The sequence below is a fragment of the Streptomyces sp. NPDC059851 genome (assembly GCF_042732005.1).
Classification (GTDB): domain Bacteria; phylum Actinomycetota; class Actinomycetes; order Streptomycetales; family Streptomycetaceae; genus Streptomyces.
Genome location: NZ_JBHWJJ010000105.1, coordinates 11,976 through 29,513 on the forward strand (window position 1 = coordinate 11,976; position 17,538 = coordinate 29,513).

2 protein-coding genes are annotated in these 17,538 nt (G+C 75.5%); both read left to right on the forward strand.

The features are described from left to right. Positions 1–15: 15 nt before the first annotated feature. Positions 16–15,630, forward strand: coding sequence for a type I polyketide synthase (locus ACFV7Q_RS28325; protein WP_385432518.1), 15,615 nt, complete (start codon positions 16–18; stop codon positions 15,628–15,630). Positions 15,631–15,721: 91 nt separating this feature from the next. After that, positions 15,722–17,538 (forward strand): type I polyketide synthase (locus ACFV7Q_RS28330; RefSeq protein WP_385432516.1); only part of this gene is annotated, 1,817 nt, incomplete at its 3' end.

Below are 17,538 nucleotides of genomic sequence, written 5' to 3' on the forward strand. Positions count from 1 at the left end.
GACTACCTGAAGCTGGTGACGGCAGACCTGCACCAGACGCGGCAGCGGCTCCGCGACGTCGAGGCCAAGAACCAGGACCCCATCGCCATCGTCGGCATGGGCTGCCGCTACCCCGGCGGTGCCGCCTCGCCCGAGGAACTGTGGCAACTGGTCGTGGACGAGGCCGACGCCATCACCGGGTTCCCCGCCGAGCGCGGTTGGGACATGGACACCGTCTACCACCCGGACCCGGAGAACCCCGGCACCAGCTACGCCGACCAGGGCGGCTTCGTCCGGGACTTCGCCCGCTTCGACCCGTCGCTCTTCGGCATCTCCCCGCGCGAGGCCCTCGCCATGGACCCGCAGCAGCGGCTCCTGCTGGAAACCTCCTGGGAGGCGTTCGAGCGGGCGGGCATCGACCCGACCTCGATGCGCGGCAAGCAAGTCGGCGTGTTCGTCGGTACCAGCAGCCACGACTACCTCACCGCGCTGCTGAGCTCCTCCGAGAACGTGGAGGGCTACCTCGGCACAGGCAACGCGGCGAGCGTCGCCTCGGGCCGCCTGTCGTACACCTTCGGGCTCGAAGGCCCGGCCGTCACCGTCGACACTGCCTGCTCCTCCTCCCTCGTCGCCCTGCACCTGGCCGTGCAGGCCCTGCGCAACGGCGAATGCTCGCTCGCCCTCGCCGGCGGCGCCACCCTGATGGCGGCGCCCGGCACGTTCATCGACTACAGCAAGCAGCGCGGCCTCGCGGTCGACGGCCGCTGCAAGGCCTTCTCGCCGGACGCCGACGGCTTCAGCCTCGCCGAAGGCGTCGGCGTCCTCCTCGTGGAGCGGCTGTCCGACGCCCGCCGCAAGGGCCACCACGTCCTCGCCGTCATCCGCGGCACCGCCGTCAACCAGGACGGCGCCAGCAACGGCCTGACCGCCCCCAACGGCCCCTCCCAGCAGCGCGTCATCCTCCAGGCGCTGTCCAACGCCCGGCTCACTCCCGACCAGATCGACGCCGTCGAGGCGCACGGCACGGGAACCGGCCTCGGCGACCCCATCGAAGCGCAGGCGATCATCGCCACGTACGGCCAGGACCGGCCCGACGGGCGGCCGCTGTGGCTGGGCTCGCTCAAGACCAACATCGGCCACGCCCAGGCCGCCGCCGGCGTCGCCGGCGTCATCAAGAGCGTCATGGCCATGCGTCACGGACTGCTGCCCCGCACCCTCCACGTGTCGGAGCCGACCCCGCACGTCGACTGGTCGGCCGGTGACGTGTCCCTGCTCACCGAGGCCCGACCCTGGCCGCGGCACGACGGGCCCCGCCGGATCGGCGTCTCGTCCTTCGGTATGAGCGGCACCAACGCCCACGTCATCCTGGAGAGCGGTGACGAGCCCGCAGCGGACGAGCCCGCCGCCGACGACCGGCCCGCCGGCCAGCCGACCGTCTGGCCGGTCGTCCTGTCCGGCAAGACCGAGGCCGCGCTGCGCGCCCAGGCGGCCGCACTGCACTCCCACCTCACCGACCGGCCCGGGCTCCGACTCGCCGACGTCGCCTCCGCGCAGGCGCTCACCCGCGCCGCCCTGGACCGCCGTGCCGCGGTCATCGCGGAGGACCGCGACGGACTCCTCTCCGGCCTCGCCGCGCTCGCCGAGGGCCGCCCCTCGCCCGACGTGGTCGAAGGGACCGCCACGGAAGGCAAGCTGGCGTTCCTGTTCACCGGACAGGGCAGCCAGCGCCTGGACACGGGCCGGGAGTTGTACGACACCGAGCCCGTGTTCGCGACCGCGCTGGACGCGGTGTGCGAGCGGCTCGACCCGCTCCTCGAACTGCCGCTGAAGGACGTCCTGTTCGGAACGGACGCCGGTCTGCTGGACCGGACGGAGTACACCCAGCCCGCGCTCTTCGCTGTCGAGGTGGCGCTGTTCCGGCTCGTCGAGAGCTGGGGCCTGGAGCCGGACTTCCTGGCCGGGCACTCCATCGGTGAGATCGCCGCCGCCCACGTGGCCGGCGTGTTCTCCCTGGACGACGCGTGCACCCTGGTCGCGGCCCGCGGCCGGCTGATGCAGGCCCTCCCGGCCGCCGGCGCGATGATCGCCTTGGAGGCTTCACAGGACGAGGTCGCGCCGCTGCTGACCGGCCGGGTGGCCATCGCCGCGGTCAACGGCCCCCGCTCGGTGGTCGTCGCGGGGGACGAGGACGCTGCCCTGTCCCTCGCCGAGGGCTTCGAGGCGCAGGGCCGCAAGACCAAGCGGCTCGCCGTCAGCCACGCGTTCCACTCCCCGCACATGGACGGCATGCTCGACGCCTTCCGCCGGGTGGCGGAGGGGCTCACCTACGAGGCCCCGCGCATCCCCGTCGTGTCCTGCCTGACCGGCGCCCTCGCCGGCGGCGAGATGGCCTCGGCCGACTTCTGGGTGCGGCACGTCCGCGAGACCGTCCGCTTCCTCGACGCCGTCCGCTGGCTGGAGAGCCGCGGCGTCACCGCCTACGTCGAACTCGGCCCCGGCGGTGTCCTGTCCGCCCTCGGCCAGGACTGCCAGACCGCCACCGGCCCCCGCGCCGCCGCCTTCCTGCCGGCCCTGCGCACCGGCAGCCCCGAAGCCCGGTCCGTCACCGCCGCCGTAGCCGGCGCCCACGTACGCGGGCTCTCCCCGGACTGGGCCACCCGTTTCGCCGCCACCGGCACACACCGCGTCGAGCTGCCGACGTACGCCTTCCAGCGCGAGCTGTACTGGCCCCGGGACCCCTTCACCGACCTGACCGAACCCGTCGACGGCCGCGCACCCGGCGCCACCGACGCGCGGTTCTGGGAGGTCGTCGACAGCGAGGACCTGGCCGCGCTCGCAGACACCCTCGGCGTCGCCGGCGACGAGCCCCTCAGCGGCGTGCTGCCCGCGCTCTCCGCCTGGCACCGCCGCCACCGCGACCGCGACACCGTCGGCGGCTGGCGCTACCGCATCACCTGGAAGCCGCTGACCGACAGCGAGCCCGCGCCCCTGACCGGCCACTGGCTCCTCGTCGTGCCCGCCGGCCACGCCGACGCCCCTTGGTCCCTCGCCGCCGCCGAGGCCCTGACCGCCCGCGGCACGACCGTCAGCACCCTCACGGTCGACACCACGGCCGACGACCGGACCGCCCTCGCCCCCCGGATCCTGGAAAGCCTGGCGGAGACGGGGGCCCCTGCCGGAGTGCTGTCCCTGCTCGCCCTCGACGAGCAGCCGCACCCCGAGGACCCGGAAGCCCTGGCCGCCGGCCTCGCCGCCACCCTCGCCCTCGTCCAGGCCCTCGGCGACGCCGACGTCGACGCCCCGCTCTGGACCGCCACCCGGGGCGCCGTCTCCACCGGCCGTTCCGACCGGCTCACCGGACCCGCCCAGGCCGCCGTCTGGGGCCTCGGCCGGACCGCCGCCCTCGAACTCCCCGGCCGCTGGGGCGGCCTCGTCGACCTGCCCCCGACCCCGGACACGCGGTCCGCCGCCCGCCTCACCGACGTCCTGGCGGGCCTCGGCACCGAGGACCACCTCGCCGTCCGCTCCACCGGCATCTTCGTCCGCAGGCTGGTCCGCGCCCCCCGGGAGCAGGCCCCCGCCGGCGAGTGGACCACCTCAGGGACCGCCCTCGTCACCGGCGGCACCGGCGCCCTCGGCGGCCACGTGGCCCGCTGGCTCGCCCGCAACGGCGCCGAGCACCTGCTGCTCGTCAGCCGGCGCGGACCCGAGGCCGACGGAGCGGCCGAACTCGCCGCAGAGCTCCGTGACCTGGGAGCCCGGGTCACCCTCGCGGCCTGCGACGTCACCGACCGCGACGCCGTGGCCGGGCTGCTCGCCGCCGTCCCGGCCGGGCTTCCCCTGACCACCGTCGTCCACGCCGCAGGCGTCCTCGACGACGGCGTCCTCGACGCGCAGACCCCGCACCGCCTGGCCGGCGTCCTCCGCCCCAAGGCCCATGCGGCCGCCGTGCTGCACGAGCTGACCCGCGACCTGGACCTCTCCGCGTTCGTCCTCTTCTCCTCCGTCGCCGCCGCCTTCGGCGCGGCCGGACAGGGCAACTACGCCGCGGCCAACGCCTCCCTGGACGCCCTCGCCGAACAACGCCGCGCCGACGGACTGCCCGCCACCGTCATCTCCTGGGGCGCCTGGGCCGAGGGCGGCATGGCCACGGACGAACTCGTCGCCGAACGCCTGCGCGCCGCCGGGCTCCCGGCCCTCGCCCCCGAACTCGCCCTGTCGGCCCTGCACACCGCCCTCACCCTCGACGAGACGGCAACCGTCGTCGCCGACATCGACTGGGGCCGGCTGGCACCCGGCCTCACCGCCGTACGCCCCTGCCCGCTGATCGCCGACCTCCCCGAAGCCGCGGCCGCCCTCGCCGCGACCGGCACCGCCGACACCGCGACCGCAGACCCGGCCGCCGACTCCCTCGCCCGACAGCTCGACCGGGCACCGGCCGCCGAACGCGACGTGCTCGCCCTGGAGTTCGTCCGCACCCAGATCGCCGCCGTCCTCGGCTACCCGGGCCCGGCCTCCGTCGACCCGGCCATCGCCTTCCGCGACCTCGGCTTCGACTCCCTCACCGCCGTCGAGATCCGCAACCTGCTCACCGCCCGGACCGGCCTGCGCCTGCCCGCCACCTTGATCTTCGACTACCCCAACTCCCTCGCCCTGGCGGCCTTCCTCCAGGGCGAGCTGCTCGGCCACGCGCACTCCGCCGACGCCGACGCCGCGCAGGGCCCCGTCGCTGTGACCGGCACCGCCACCGATGACGACCCCATCGCGATCGTCGCGATGAGCTGCCGCTTCCCGGGCGGCGTGGACACGCCGGAGCAGCTGTGGGAACTGCTCGTCAACGGCCGCGACGCGGTCTCCGGTTTCCCCGCCGACCGCGGCTGGGACCTGGACGGCCTGTACGACCCGGAGTCCCTCACCGAGAACACCACCTACGTCCGCGAGGGCGGCTTCCTCGCCGGGGCCACCGGGTTCGACCCCGCCTTCTTCGGTATCTCCCCGCGCGAGGCCCTCGCCATGGACCCGCAGCAGCGGCTCCTGCTCGAAACCTCGTGGGAGGTCCTCGAACGGGCCGGCATCGACCCGGCGTCCGTGCGCGGCGAGCGGATCGGCGTCTTCACCGGCACCAACGGGCAGGACTACCTCGACGTCATCCTCGCCGCACCCGACGGCACCGAGGGCTTCCTCGGCACCGGCAACGCCGCGAGCGTCGTCTCCGGACGCGTCAGCTACGTCCTGGGCCTGGAAGGCCCTGCGGTCACCGTCGACACCGCCTGCTCCTCCTCGTTGGTCGCCCTGCACTGGGCGATCCAGGCCCTGCGGGCCGGCGAGTGCACCATGGCCCTGGCAGGCGGTGTGACCATCATGTCCACGCCCGCCTCCTTCATCGACTTCAGCCGTCAGCGCGGCCTGGCCCCCGACGGACGGATCAAGGCCTTCGCGGCCGCGGCCGACGGTACCGGCTGGGGCGAGGGCCTCGGCATGCTCCTCGTCGAGCGGCTGTCCGACGCCCGCCGCCGCGGCCACCCGGTCCTCGCCCTGGTCCGCGGCTCGGCCGTCAACCAGGACGGCGCCAGCAACGGCCTGACCGCCCCGAACGGCCCCTCGCAACAGCGCGTCATCCGCCAGGCCCTGGCCGCCGCCGGACTGTCCGCCACCGACGTGGACGCCGTCGAGGCCCACGGCACGGGCACGCGGCTCGGCGACCCGATCGAGGCCCAGGCCCTGCTCGCAACCTACGGCCAGGACCGCCCCGAGGGACAACCCCTGCTGCTCGGCTCCATCAAGTCGAACCTCGGCCACACCCAGGCCGCCGCCGGCGTCGCCGGCGTGATGAAGATGGTCCTCGCCATGCAGCACGGAGTCCTGCCCCCGACCCTGCACGTGGACGAGCCCAGCCCGCACGTCGACTGGACGGCGGGCGACGTCGCCCTGCTGACCGAGGCCACGGCGTGGCCCGGCACCGGACGCCCGCGCCGGGCCGGCATCTCCTCCTTCGGCATCAGCGGCACCAACGCCCACACCATCGTCGAGCAGGCCCCGGAAGCCGGGCCCGCGGCCGACCCGGCCCCCGTACCGGCCGGCACACCGCTGCCGTGGATCCTGTCGGCCCGGACCCGGGACGCCCTGCGCGAGCAGGCCCGCGGGCTGCACGCCCACGCCGCCCGGCATCCCGAACTGCGCCCGGCCGACCTCGGCCTCTCCCTGGCCGTCGGCCGCTCCGCGTTCGAGCACCGCGCCGCCGTCGTCGCCGCGGACCGCCCCTCGCTGCTCGCCGCACTGGAGACGCTGGCGGAGGGCGGCTCGGCCGCCGCCCTCGTCGAGGGCACGCCGACCGCGGGCAAGACCGCCTTCCTGTTCACCGGACAGGGCAGCCAGCGGCCCGGCGCGGGGCGCGAGCTGTACGACGCCCACCCGGTCTTCGCGGACGCGCTCGACGCGATCTGCTCCCACATGGACCTCCACCTCGAACTCCCCCTGAAGGACGTGCTCTTCGGGGAGGACGCCACCCTGCTGGACCGGACGGAGTACACCCAGCCGGCCCTGTTCGCCCTCGAGGTCGCGCTCTACCGGCTGGTCGAGTCGTGGGGGGTGAAGCCGGACTTCCTGTCCGGCCACTCCGTCGGTGAGATCGCCGCCGCCCATGTGGCGGGCGTGTTCTCCCTGGACGATGCCTGTCGGCTGGTCGCGGCCCGCGGTCGGCTCATGCAGGAACTGCCCGCCGGCGGAGCGATGATCGCGGTGGAGGCGGCGGAGGACGAGGTCCTGCCGCTGCTCACCGACCGCGTCGGCATCGCCGCGGTCAACGGCCCGCGGTCGGTGGTCGTCGCCGGCGACGAGAGCGCTGCCGCAGCCGTCGCGGAGACCTTCGAGGCGCAGGGCCGCAAGACCAGGCGGCTCACGGTCAGCCACGCCTTCCACTCGCCGCACATGGACGGCATGCTCGACGCCTTCCGGCACGTCTCCGAGGGGCTCGCCTACGGGGCACCGCGCATCCCGATCGTGTCGAACCTGACCGGTGCCGTGGTCACCGACGAGATGGGTTCGGCGGACTTCTGGGTGCGGCACGTCCGCGAGGCCGTCCGCTTCCTGGAGGGCGTACGCGCCCTGGAGGCGGCGGGCGTGACGGCGTACGTCGAGCTCGGGCCGGACGGGGTGCTGTCGGCGCTCGCGCAGGAATGCGTCACCGAGGGCGAAGCGGCCTTCGTGCCCGTCCTCCGCAAGGGCCGCGACGAGGCCGAGTCGCTGGTCGCCGCCCTCGCCCGGGCCCACGTCCACGGCGTCCGGGTCGACTGGCGGGCGTACTTCGCCGCCACCGGCACCGGCGCCCGGCGCGTCGACCTGCCCACCTACCCCTTCCAGCGGCAGCGCTACTGGCCCGCGCTCCCCTCCGGCCCCTCCCTCGGGGACGTCGCGGCGATCGGCCTCGACGACACCGCCCATCCGCTGCTCACCGCCGGTGTCGCCCTGCCCGAGTCCGACGGCATGGTGTTCACCGGACGCCTCGCCCTCGCCACGCACCCCTGGCTGGCCGACCACGCCGTCCTCGGCAGCGTCCTGCTGCCCGGCACCGCCTTCGTGGAGCTCGCGACCCGTGCCGGCGACCAGCTCGGCTGCGACCACCTGGAGGAACTCACCCTCGAAGCGCCCCTGGTGCTGCCCGAGCACGGCGGCGTCCAGCTGCGCGTCCGCGTGGGCGCCGTCGACGACGCCGGCCGCCGCCCGTTCACCCTGCACTCGCGGGCCGAGGGCCTGCCCGCCGAAGAGCCCTGGACCCGGCACGCCGCCGGCGTCCTCGCCGAGACCGCCCGCCCGGCCGCGGCCTTCGACCTGGTCTCCTGGCCCCCGGCCGGTGCCACCGAGCTGCCGCTCGACGGCCGCTACGACGCCCTCGACGCCATCGGATTCGCCTACGGTCCCGCCTTCCGCGGCCTGCGCACCGCCTGGCAGCTCGACGGCGCCGTGTACGCCGAAGTCCGGCTCCCCGAGGGCGCCGAGGACCAGGCCGGCCGCTTCGGCCTGCACCCCGCGCTGCTCGACGCCGCCCTGCACGCCATCGGCCTGGACGGCATCGGCGCCGACGACGGCCTGGGCCGGCTGCCCTTCGCCTGGACCGGGGTCTCGCTGTACGCGGGCGGGGCGAGCGCGCTGCGCGTCCGCCTCACCCCGGCCGGCGCCGAAAGCGTCCGGCTGGAGATCGCCGACGCCACCGGCAGCCCCGTCGCGCTCGTCGAATCGCTCGGCCTGCGCCCGGTCGCCGCCGACCAGCTGCGCGCGGCCCGCACGACCTACCACGAGTCCGTGTTCCGCCAGCAGTGGACCGAACTCACCGGCCCCACCGCCCCGGTCCCGTCCCCCGCGGCCCGGTACGCCGTCCTCGGCGGAGCGGACCCGCTGGCCCCGGTGTGCCCCGCAGACGCCGAACGGTACGCGGACCTCACGGCACTGGCCGCCGCGGTCGACGCGGGGGCACCCGTACCGGACGAGGTCTTCCACCTCCTCGCGCCGACGCCCGAGCCCCTCACCGCCGGGGCCGTGCACACAGCAGCACACGACGGCCTCGCCCTGGCCCAGGCGTGGCTGGCGGACGAGCGGTTCGCCGCCGCCCGGCTGGTGTGCGTCACCCGCGGCGCGGTCGCCACGGCACCGGACGAGGACGCGACCGACCTCGCCGCCGCAACCGTCTGGGGCCTGCTGCGCTCGGCGCAGACCGAGAACCCCGGCCGGATCGCACTCGTCGACACCGACACCGACACCGACGCGGACAGCGGCGAGGACGCCCTGCGGGCCGCTCTGGCCTCCGACGAGGAGCGGTTCGCGCTGCGCGCCGGCACGGTGCTCGTCCCGCGCCTCGCCCGCGTCGAAACGGGTGACCACACCGGAGAGGACGGCACCGACCGCACCCCGGCCTTCGGTCCCGACGGCACGGTACTGATCACCGGAGCCACCGGTGCGCTCGGCGGGCTGATCGCCCGGCACCTGGCCACCGCGCACGGGGTGCGCCGCCTACTGCTCGTCGGCCGGCGCGGCGCCGACGCCCCCGGAACGGCCGAACTGGCCGCCGAACTCGCCGAGTCGGGGGCCACCGCGACCTGGGCGGCCTGCGACGTGGCCGATCGGGACGCCCTTGCTGCGCTGCTCGCCGGGATCCCCGCCGAGCACCCGCTCACCGCGGTCGTCCACACCGCCGGCGTCCTCGACGACGGCATCACCTCCTCCCTGACCCCCGAACGCCTGTCGGCGGTGCTGCGCCCCAAGGTGGACGCCGCCTGGAACCTGCACGAGTTGACCCGGGACCTGGCCCCCGACCTGGCGGCGTTCGTGCTCTTCTCCTCCACCTCCGGCCTGTTCGGCGGCCCCGGCCAGGGCAACTACGCGGCAGCCAACTCCTTCCTCGACTCCCTCGCCCAGCACCGCCGGGCGAGGGGCCTCCCGGCCACCGCGCTCGCCTGGGGCCTGTGGTCCGTCGCCGACGGCATGGCCGGCTCCCTGGACGCCGCCGACGTCAACCGGATGCGCCGGGCCGGCCTGCCCCCGCTGACGGCTGCCGACGGCCTGGAACTGTTCGACACCGCCGTCCTGCTCGACGACCCGGTCGTGGCCCTGATGCGCGTGGACACCGACGCCCTGCGCCCCCGAGCCGCCGAGGGCACCCTAGCCCCGCTGCTGCGCGGCCTCGTACGGGGCGTCGCGCGCCGGTCCGTGGACGCCGCGGCCGTCGCCGCCGGGGGCGAGTCCGAGCTGCGGTCCCGGCTGGCCGGGATGACCGCCGCCGAGCAGGACCGTGCGCTATTGGACCTGGTCCGTACGCAGGTCGCGGCGGTGCTCGGACACGCCGGCCCGGCCGCCGTCGAGTCGGGGCGGGCCTTCAAGGAGCTGGGCTTCGACTCGCTCACCGCCGTGGAGCTCCGCAACCGGCTGAACGCGGCCACGGCCCTGCGGCTGCCCGCCACCCTCGTCTTCGACTACCCGGACCCGACCGTCCTGGCCCGTCACCTGCGCACCGAACTGATCGGCGACACGGACCCGGGCACGAGCGCGAGCACGGACGGCACGGGCACGGCCGCCGGTTCCGCGGCCACGGCGACCGCGGTGGCCGCGGCCGAGGACGAGCCCATCGCCATCGTCGCGATGAGCTGCCGCTACCCCGGTGACGTCCGCACCCCCGAGGACCTGTGGGAGCTGCTGGCCGCCGGCGAGGACGGCATCACCCGTCTCCCCGAGGACCGCGGCTGGGACACCGAGGCCCTCTACCACCCCGACCCCGAGCACCCGGGCACCTCGTACGCCCGCGAGGGCGGGTTCCTGCACGACGCCGCCGAGTTCGACGCTGCCTTCTTCGGGATCTCCCCGCGCGAGGCCCTCGCCATGGACCCGCAGCAGCGGCTCCTCCTGGAGACCACCTGGGAGGTCTTCGAACGGGCCGGCATCGCCCCGTCGTCGGTCCGCGGCACCCGTACGGGCGTCTTCGCCGGCGTCATGTACCACGACTACGGCGCCCGCCTGCACGCCGTGCCCGACGGCGTCGAGGGCTACCTCGGCACCGGCAGCTCCAGCAGCATCGTCTCGGGCCGCGTCGCCTACACCTTCGGCCTGGAGGGCCCGGCGGTCACCGTCGACACCGCGTGCTCCTCCTCGCTGGTCGCCCTGCACCTCGCGGCACAGGCCCTGCGGGGCGGCGAGTGCTCGCTGGCCCTGGCCGGCGGTGTCACCGTGATGTTCACGCCGGGCACCTTCATCGAGTTCAGCCGCCAGCGCGGACTGGCCGCCGACGGCCGCTGCAAGTCCTTCGCGGCGGCCGCCGACGGCACCGGCTGGGGCGAGGGCGCGGGCATGCTCCTGCTGGAGCGGCTCTCCGACGCCCGCCGGCACGGCCACCAGGTGCTCGCCGTGCTCCGCGGCTCAGCGGTCAACCAGGACGGTGCCAGCAACGGCCTCACCGCGCCCAACGGGCCCTCCCAGCAGCGGGTCATCCGCCAGGCCCTCGCCAACGCCCGCCTGACCGCCGCCGAGGTGGACGTCGTCGAGGCCCACGGCACCGGCACCACCCTCGGCGACCCGATCGAGGCCCAGGCCCTGCTGGCCACCTACGGCCGCGAGCACGGCGACGAACGGCCGCTGCTGCTCGGGTCCGTGAAGTCCAACCTCGGACACACCCAGGCCGCCGCCGGTGTCGCCGGCGTCATCAAGATGGTCATGGCCATGCGCCACGGTGTGGTCCCGAAGACCCTGCACGTGGACGAGCCCACCCCGCACGTCGACTGGTCCGCGGGCGCGGTGTCCCTCCTCACCGAGCAGGTGGCCTGGCCCGAGACGGGACGCCCGCGCCGCGCCGGTGTCTCCTCCTTCGGCATCAGCGGCACCAACGCCCACGCCATCATCGAGGAGGCCCCGCAGCCGACCGTGGAGCCCGAACCGGCCGCGGCCCCGGAGCAGGGCGGGGAAGCCGCCCGCGCGCCGTTCGTGCCCGTGGTCCTGTCCGCCCGCGGCGAGGACGCCCTGCGCGCCCAGGCACGCCGCCTCCACACCCGCGTCCACACCGACACCGGCCTGCGCACCGCCGACCTCGCCCTGTCCCTGGCGGCCACCCGCTCCGCCCTGGAGCAGCGCGCCGCGCTGGTCGCCGAGGACCGCGTCGGGCTGCTCCGCGGCCTGGACGCACTGGCCCGCGGCGAGGACGCTCCCGGTCTGGTCCGGGGGACCGCCCGCGAGAACCGGACGGCGTTCCTGTTCACCGGACAGGGCAGCCAGCGCCCCGGCACGGGGCGTGAGCTGTACGACGCCCACCCCGCCTTCGCGAACGCCCTGGACGAGGTGTGCGCCGAGCTCGACCGGCACCTCGAACTCCCTCTCAAGCAGGTGCTGTTCGGTTCCGACGCCGCCCTGCTCGACCGGACCGAGTACACCCAGCCCGCCCTGTTCGCCGTCGAGGTGGCCCTGTTCCGGCTGCTGGACGGCTGGGGCCTGCGACCGGACGTCCTGGCCGGCCACTCCATCGGCGAGATCACCGCCGCGCACCTCGCGGGAGTCCTCTCCCTCCAGGACGCCACCGAACTGGTCGCCGCCCGCGGACGGTTGATGCAGGAGCTCCCGTCCGGTGGTGTGATGATCGCGGTGCAGGCGGCCGAGGCCGAGGTCCTGCCGCTGCTCACCGACCGCGTCAGCATCGCCGCCGTCAACGGCCCGCAGTCGGTGGTCGTCGCCGGCGACGAGGACGCCGCGACCGCCGTCGCGGAAGTCTTCGGCGCGCAGGGCCGCAAGACCACCCGGCTCGCCGTCAGCCACGCCTTCCACTCGCCGCACATGGACGGCATGCTCGCCGACTTCCGCAAGGTCGCCGAGGGCCTGGTCTACGGGGCCCCGCGCATCCCCGTGGTGTCCCTCCTCACCGGTGCCCCGGTCACCGACGAGATGGCCTCCGCCGAATTCTGGGTCCGCCACGTCCGCGAGGCCGTCCGCTTCGTCGACGGCGTACGCGCCCTGGAGGCGTCCGGAGTGACCGCGTACGTCGAACTCGGCCCCGACGGCACCCTGTCCGCACTCGCCGAGGACTGCCTGAGCGGCACCGGCGGGCCCGCCGCCCTCTGCGTGCCCGTGCTGCGCAAGGGCCGCCCCGAGGCCCAGACCCTCGCCACGGCCCTCGCCCGGGCCCACGTCCACGGCGTTCCCGTCGACTGGCCTGCGTACTTCACCGGCACCGGCACCGGCACCGCCACCGGCGCCCGGCCCGTCGACCTGCCGACGTACCCGTTCCAGCGCAAGCGCTACTGGCTCGACGTGGGCGTCTCCGTCGAGGACGTGCTCGCCGCCGGCCTCGACACCCCCGATCACCCGCTGCTCGGCGCCGCCGTCCCGCTGCCCGCCTCCGACGGCCTGGTCCTCACCGGACGCCTGGCCCTGACCACCCACCCCTGGCTGGCCGACCACACGGTCATGGACACGGTCCTGCTGCCCGGAACCGCCTTCGTCGAACTGGCGCTGCGCGCCGGCGCCGAGGTCGGCTGCGACACGCTCGACGAGCTGGCCATCGAAGCCCCGCTCACCCTCGCCGACCAGGGCGCCGTCCAGCTCCAGGTGGCCGTCGACGCCGCCGACGAGGCGGGCCGCCGCACCCTGGCCCTGCACGCGCGGCCGACCGACGCCCCGGCGGAGGAGCCGTGGACCCGGCACGCCACCGGCGTGCTCGCCCCTCCCGCCCCCCACCGCACCTTCGACCTGGCCGAATGGCCACCGGCCGGCGCCGAACCGGTTCCCACCGACGGCTTCTACCCGGCCGCCGCCGCGGCCGGCCTCGGCTACGGCCCGGTGTTCCAGGGGCTGCGCGCAGCCTGGCAGCGCGAGGACGAACTGTTCGCCGAGGTCGCGCTCGACGAGGCGTACGGGACCGACGCCGCCGGCTACGGCCTGCACCCGGCGCTCCTCGACGCCGCCCTCCAGGCCATCGGCCTCCGCGGACCCGGCAGCCCCGGTGCCGATCCTGCCGAGGGCGCCCGGCTGCCGTTCGCCTGGACCGGCGTCCGGCTGCACGCGTTCGGCGCGGCGGGCCTGCGGGTCCGGATCACCCCGGCCCCGTCCGGCGGCCTGGCCCTGGACGTCGCCGACACCACCGGTGCCCCGGTGGCCTCGGTCGACTCGCTCGTCCTGCGCCCGGTGTCCGCGGACCGGCTCGGCGGCGACCGGGCCGCCCACCACGAGTCCCTGTTCGGCGTGGAGTGGGCCGGACTGCCGCTCACCGCCGGCCCGGTCCCGGCCGGCGCGCGCTGGGCCGTCCTGGGCGAGGACCAGACGGACTTCCGCATCGGCGGCGAACCGCTCGAAGCCCACCCCCACCTCGCCGCGCTGCGCGAGGAGCTCGCCGCCGGCGCCCCCGCACCGGACGTCGTGATCGTCCCGCTGTCCGGCACCGCCACCGCCGACGGCCGGGCCACCGCCGCCCGGACCGCCGCGCACCGCGCGCTCGCCCTGGTCCAGGAATGGCTGGCCGAGGAGCGGCTCGACACCTCCCGGCTGGTCCTGCTCACCCGGGGCGCCGTGGCGGCCGTACCGGGCGACCACGTCACCGACCTGGCCCACGCACCGGTGTGGGGCCTGGTGCGGTCGGCGCAGTCGGAGAACCCCGGCCGGTTCGTCCTCGCCGACACCGACGGCACCGACGCCGCCCTCGGCGCCCTGGCCGCCGCCCTGGCGGGTGACGAGCCGCAGCTCGCCCTGCGCGCCGGCGGGGCGTACGCCTTCCGCCTGCGCCGTACCGCCCGCACCGACGACGGCCGAGACCCGGCCCGTCGGGCACGCACCGCGCTCGACACCGCGGGCACGGTCCTCGTCACCGGCGCGACCGGCACCCTCGGCAGGCTCTTCGCCCGTCACCTCGCCGGGGCCCACGGCGTACGGAACCTGCTGCTGCTCAGCCGCCGCGGCGACGCGGCACCCGGCGCGGCCGAGCTGACCGGCGAGCTGACCCGCCTGGGGGCCGACGTGACCTGGGCGGCGTGCGACGCCGCCGACCGGGACGCCCTGGCCGCCGTACTGGCCGCCGTACCGGCAGACCGGCCCCTGACCGCGGTCGTCCACACGGCCGGGGTCCTGGACGACGGCATCATCGACTCCCTCACCCCCGACCGCCTCGACACGGTCCTGCGGCCCAAGGTCGACGCGGCCTGGAACCTGCACGAGCTGACCGAGGGCCACCAGCTCTCCGCGTTCGTGCTGTTCTCCTCGGTCGCCGGCTCCTTCGGTGCCCCCGGCCAGGGCAACTACGCCGCCGCCAACGCCTTCCTGGACGCCCTGGCCCAGCACCGGGCGGCCCGCGGCCTGACCGCGTGCTCCCTCGCCTGGGGCCTGTGGGCCACCGCGGACGGCATGGCGGGCGCCCTTGACGAAGCCGACCTGACCCGCATGGCCCGCGCCGGTGTCACCGGGCTCGCTCCCGAGGAGGGCCTGGCCCTCTTCGACACCTCCCGCACCCTGGACGACGCCGTCCTCGTCCCGATGCGGGTCGAGCCGGCCGTCCTGCGCGCGCAGGCCGCCGACGGCACCCTGCCGCCGCTGCTGCGCGGGCTGGTCCGCACCCCGGCGCGCCGGGCCGCCGCTCCCGCGACCCGGGCCGTCTCCCGGACCGTCGCCGCACCGGAGGGTTCCCTCCGGGAGCGGCTGGCGGGCCTGCCGGCCGCCGAACGGCAGCAGGCGGTGGACGAGCTGGTCAGCGGGCAGGTCGCCGCGGTACTCGGGCACGGCACCGCCGACGACGTCGATGCCGACCGGGGCTTCCTCGACCTGGGCTTCGACTCCCTCACCGCGGTCGACCTCCGCAACCGGCTCACCGCCGCCTCCGGGCTGCGGCTACCCGTCACGCTGATCTTCGACTACCCGTCACCGGCGGCCCTGTCCGGGTACATCGGGGAACGGCTCGGCCGGTCCGACGACCGGGCCCGCCCGTCCGTCCACACGGAACTCGACAAGCTCGAAACCCTCCTCTCGGCGGTCGCCCCCGACGACGCCGAGCGCGCCGGCATCACCGCCCGGCTGCGAGACCTCCTGGCGAAGTGGAATGACACGCACAGTGCACCGGACAGCGCCGCCGAAGAGCGGGACATCCAGGCCGCCACGGCCGACGAGCTCTTCGACCTCCTCGACGACGAACTCGGCCTGTCCTGACCACCACCACCGGAACGGGACGGCCGTGACCGTGACCCCTCCGACGACCTTGACGACTCTGACCACTTCGAACACGGGGATGGCGTAACACATGGTGAACGAGGAGAAGTACCTCGATTACCTCAAGCGGGCGACGGCCGATCTCCGCGAGGCGCGCCGCAGGCTGCGCGAGGTGGAGGAACGCGACCAGGAACCGATCGCGATCGTGGCGATGAGCTGCCGGTACCCCGGGGGCGTCGACACCCCCGAAGCCCTGTGGGAGCTCGTCGCCCGCGGTGGGGACGCGGTCACCCCGTACCCCGCCGACCGCGGATGGCCGGCCGAGGTCCTCTTCGACCCCGACCCGGACAGCGGCATCGAGGCGTACGAACAGGTCGGTGGCTTCCTGCACGACGCCCACCACTTCGACCCTGGGTTCTTCGGAATCTCCCCGCGCGAGGCCCTCGCCATGGACCCGCAGCAGCGGCTCCTGCTGGAGACCTCCTGGGAGGCGTTCGAGCGGGCCGGCATCGACCCGGCCTCCCTGCGTGGCAGCCGCACCGGCGTCTTCGCGGGGCTCATGTACCACGACTACGCCGCCCGGCTGTTCAGCGTCCCCGAGGAGATCGAGGGCTTCCTCGGCAACGGCAGCTCCGGCAGCATCGCCTCCGGCCGCATCGCCTACACCCTCGGCCTCGAAGGCCCCGCCGTCACCGTCGACACGGCCTGCTCGTCCTCGCTCGTCGCCGTCCACCTCGCCGCCCGGGCCCTGCGCAGCGGCGAGTGCACCCTCGCCCTCGCCGGCGGCGTCACCGTCATGTCGACGCCCGGCACCTTCACCGAGTTCAGCCGGCACCGCGGGCTGGCGGGCGACGGCCGCTGCAAGTCCTTCGCGGCCGCCGCCGACGGCACCGGCTGGGGCGAGGGCGCCGGCATGCTCGTCCTCGAACGGCTTTCCACCGCCCGCGCGAACGGGCACCCCGTCCTCGCCGTCATCCGCGGCACGGCCGTCAACCAGGACGGCGCCAGCAGCGGCCTCACCGCCCCCAACGGGCCCTCCCAGCAGCGCGTCATCCGCGACGCGCTCGCCGGGGCCCGCCTCTCGCCCGCCCAGATCGACGCCGTGGAGGCCCACGGCACCGGTACGACGCTGGGCGACCCGATCGAGGCCCAGGCGCTGCTGGCCACGTACGGGCAGGACCGCCCGGACGACCGGCCGCTGCTGCTCGGGTCGATCAAGTCCAACCTCGGGCACACCCAGGCCGCCGCCGGCGTCGCAGGCGTCATCAAGATGGTCATGGCCATGCGCCACGGGGTGCTTCCCCAGACCCTGCACGTCGACGAACCCACCCCCAACGTCGACTGGTCGGAGGGCGCCGTCCGACTGCTCACCGAGACGGTGCCGTGGCCCGAGACCGGCGCCCCGCGGCGTGCCGGCGTCTCCTCGTTCGGCATCAGCGGCACCAACGCCCACACCGTCCTCGAGCAGGCCCCGGCTCCGGACACCGCGGACCGGCCCGACGGGCCGTCCGCCGCTCCCGCGGCCCCGTCCCCCGCCGCCGTACCACCGCTGTGGAACCTGTCGGCCAAGTCACCGGCCGCCCTGCGCGCCCAAGCCGAGAAGCTGCACGCGCACCTGACGGCCCACCCGGAACTGCGCGCCGGGGACGTCGCGCACTCGCTCGCGAACGGACGGACCGACTTCGAGCACCGGGCGGTCCTCACGGCGGCCGACGAGCCCGGACTCGTACGCGCCCTGGAGTCCCTCGCCGCCCTCGGACCGGCCGAATCCGCCGCCGGCGTCACCCGCGGCCGACCGGTCTCCGGCAAGTTGGCCTTCCTGTTCACCGGGCAGGGCAGCCAGCGCCTCGGCACGGGCCGCGAGCTGTACGCGTCCCGGCCGGTGTTCGCCGAGGCGCTGGACGCGGT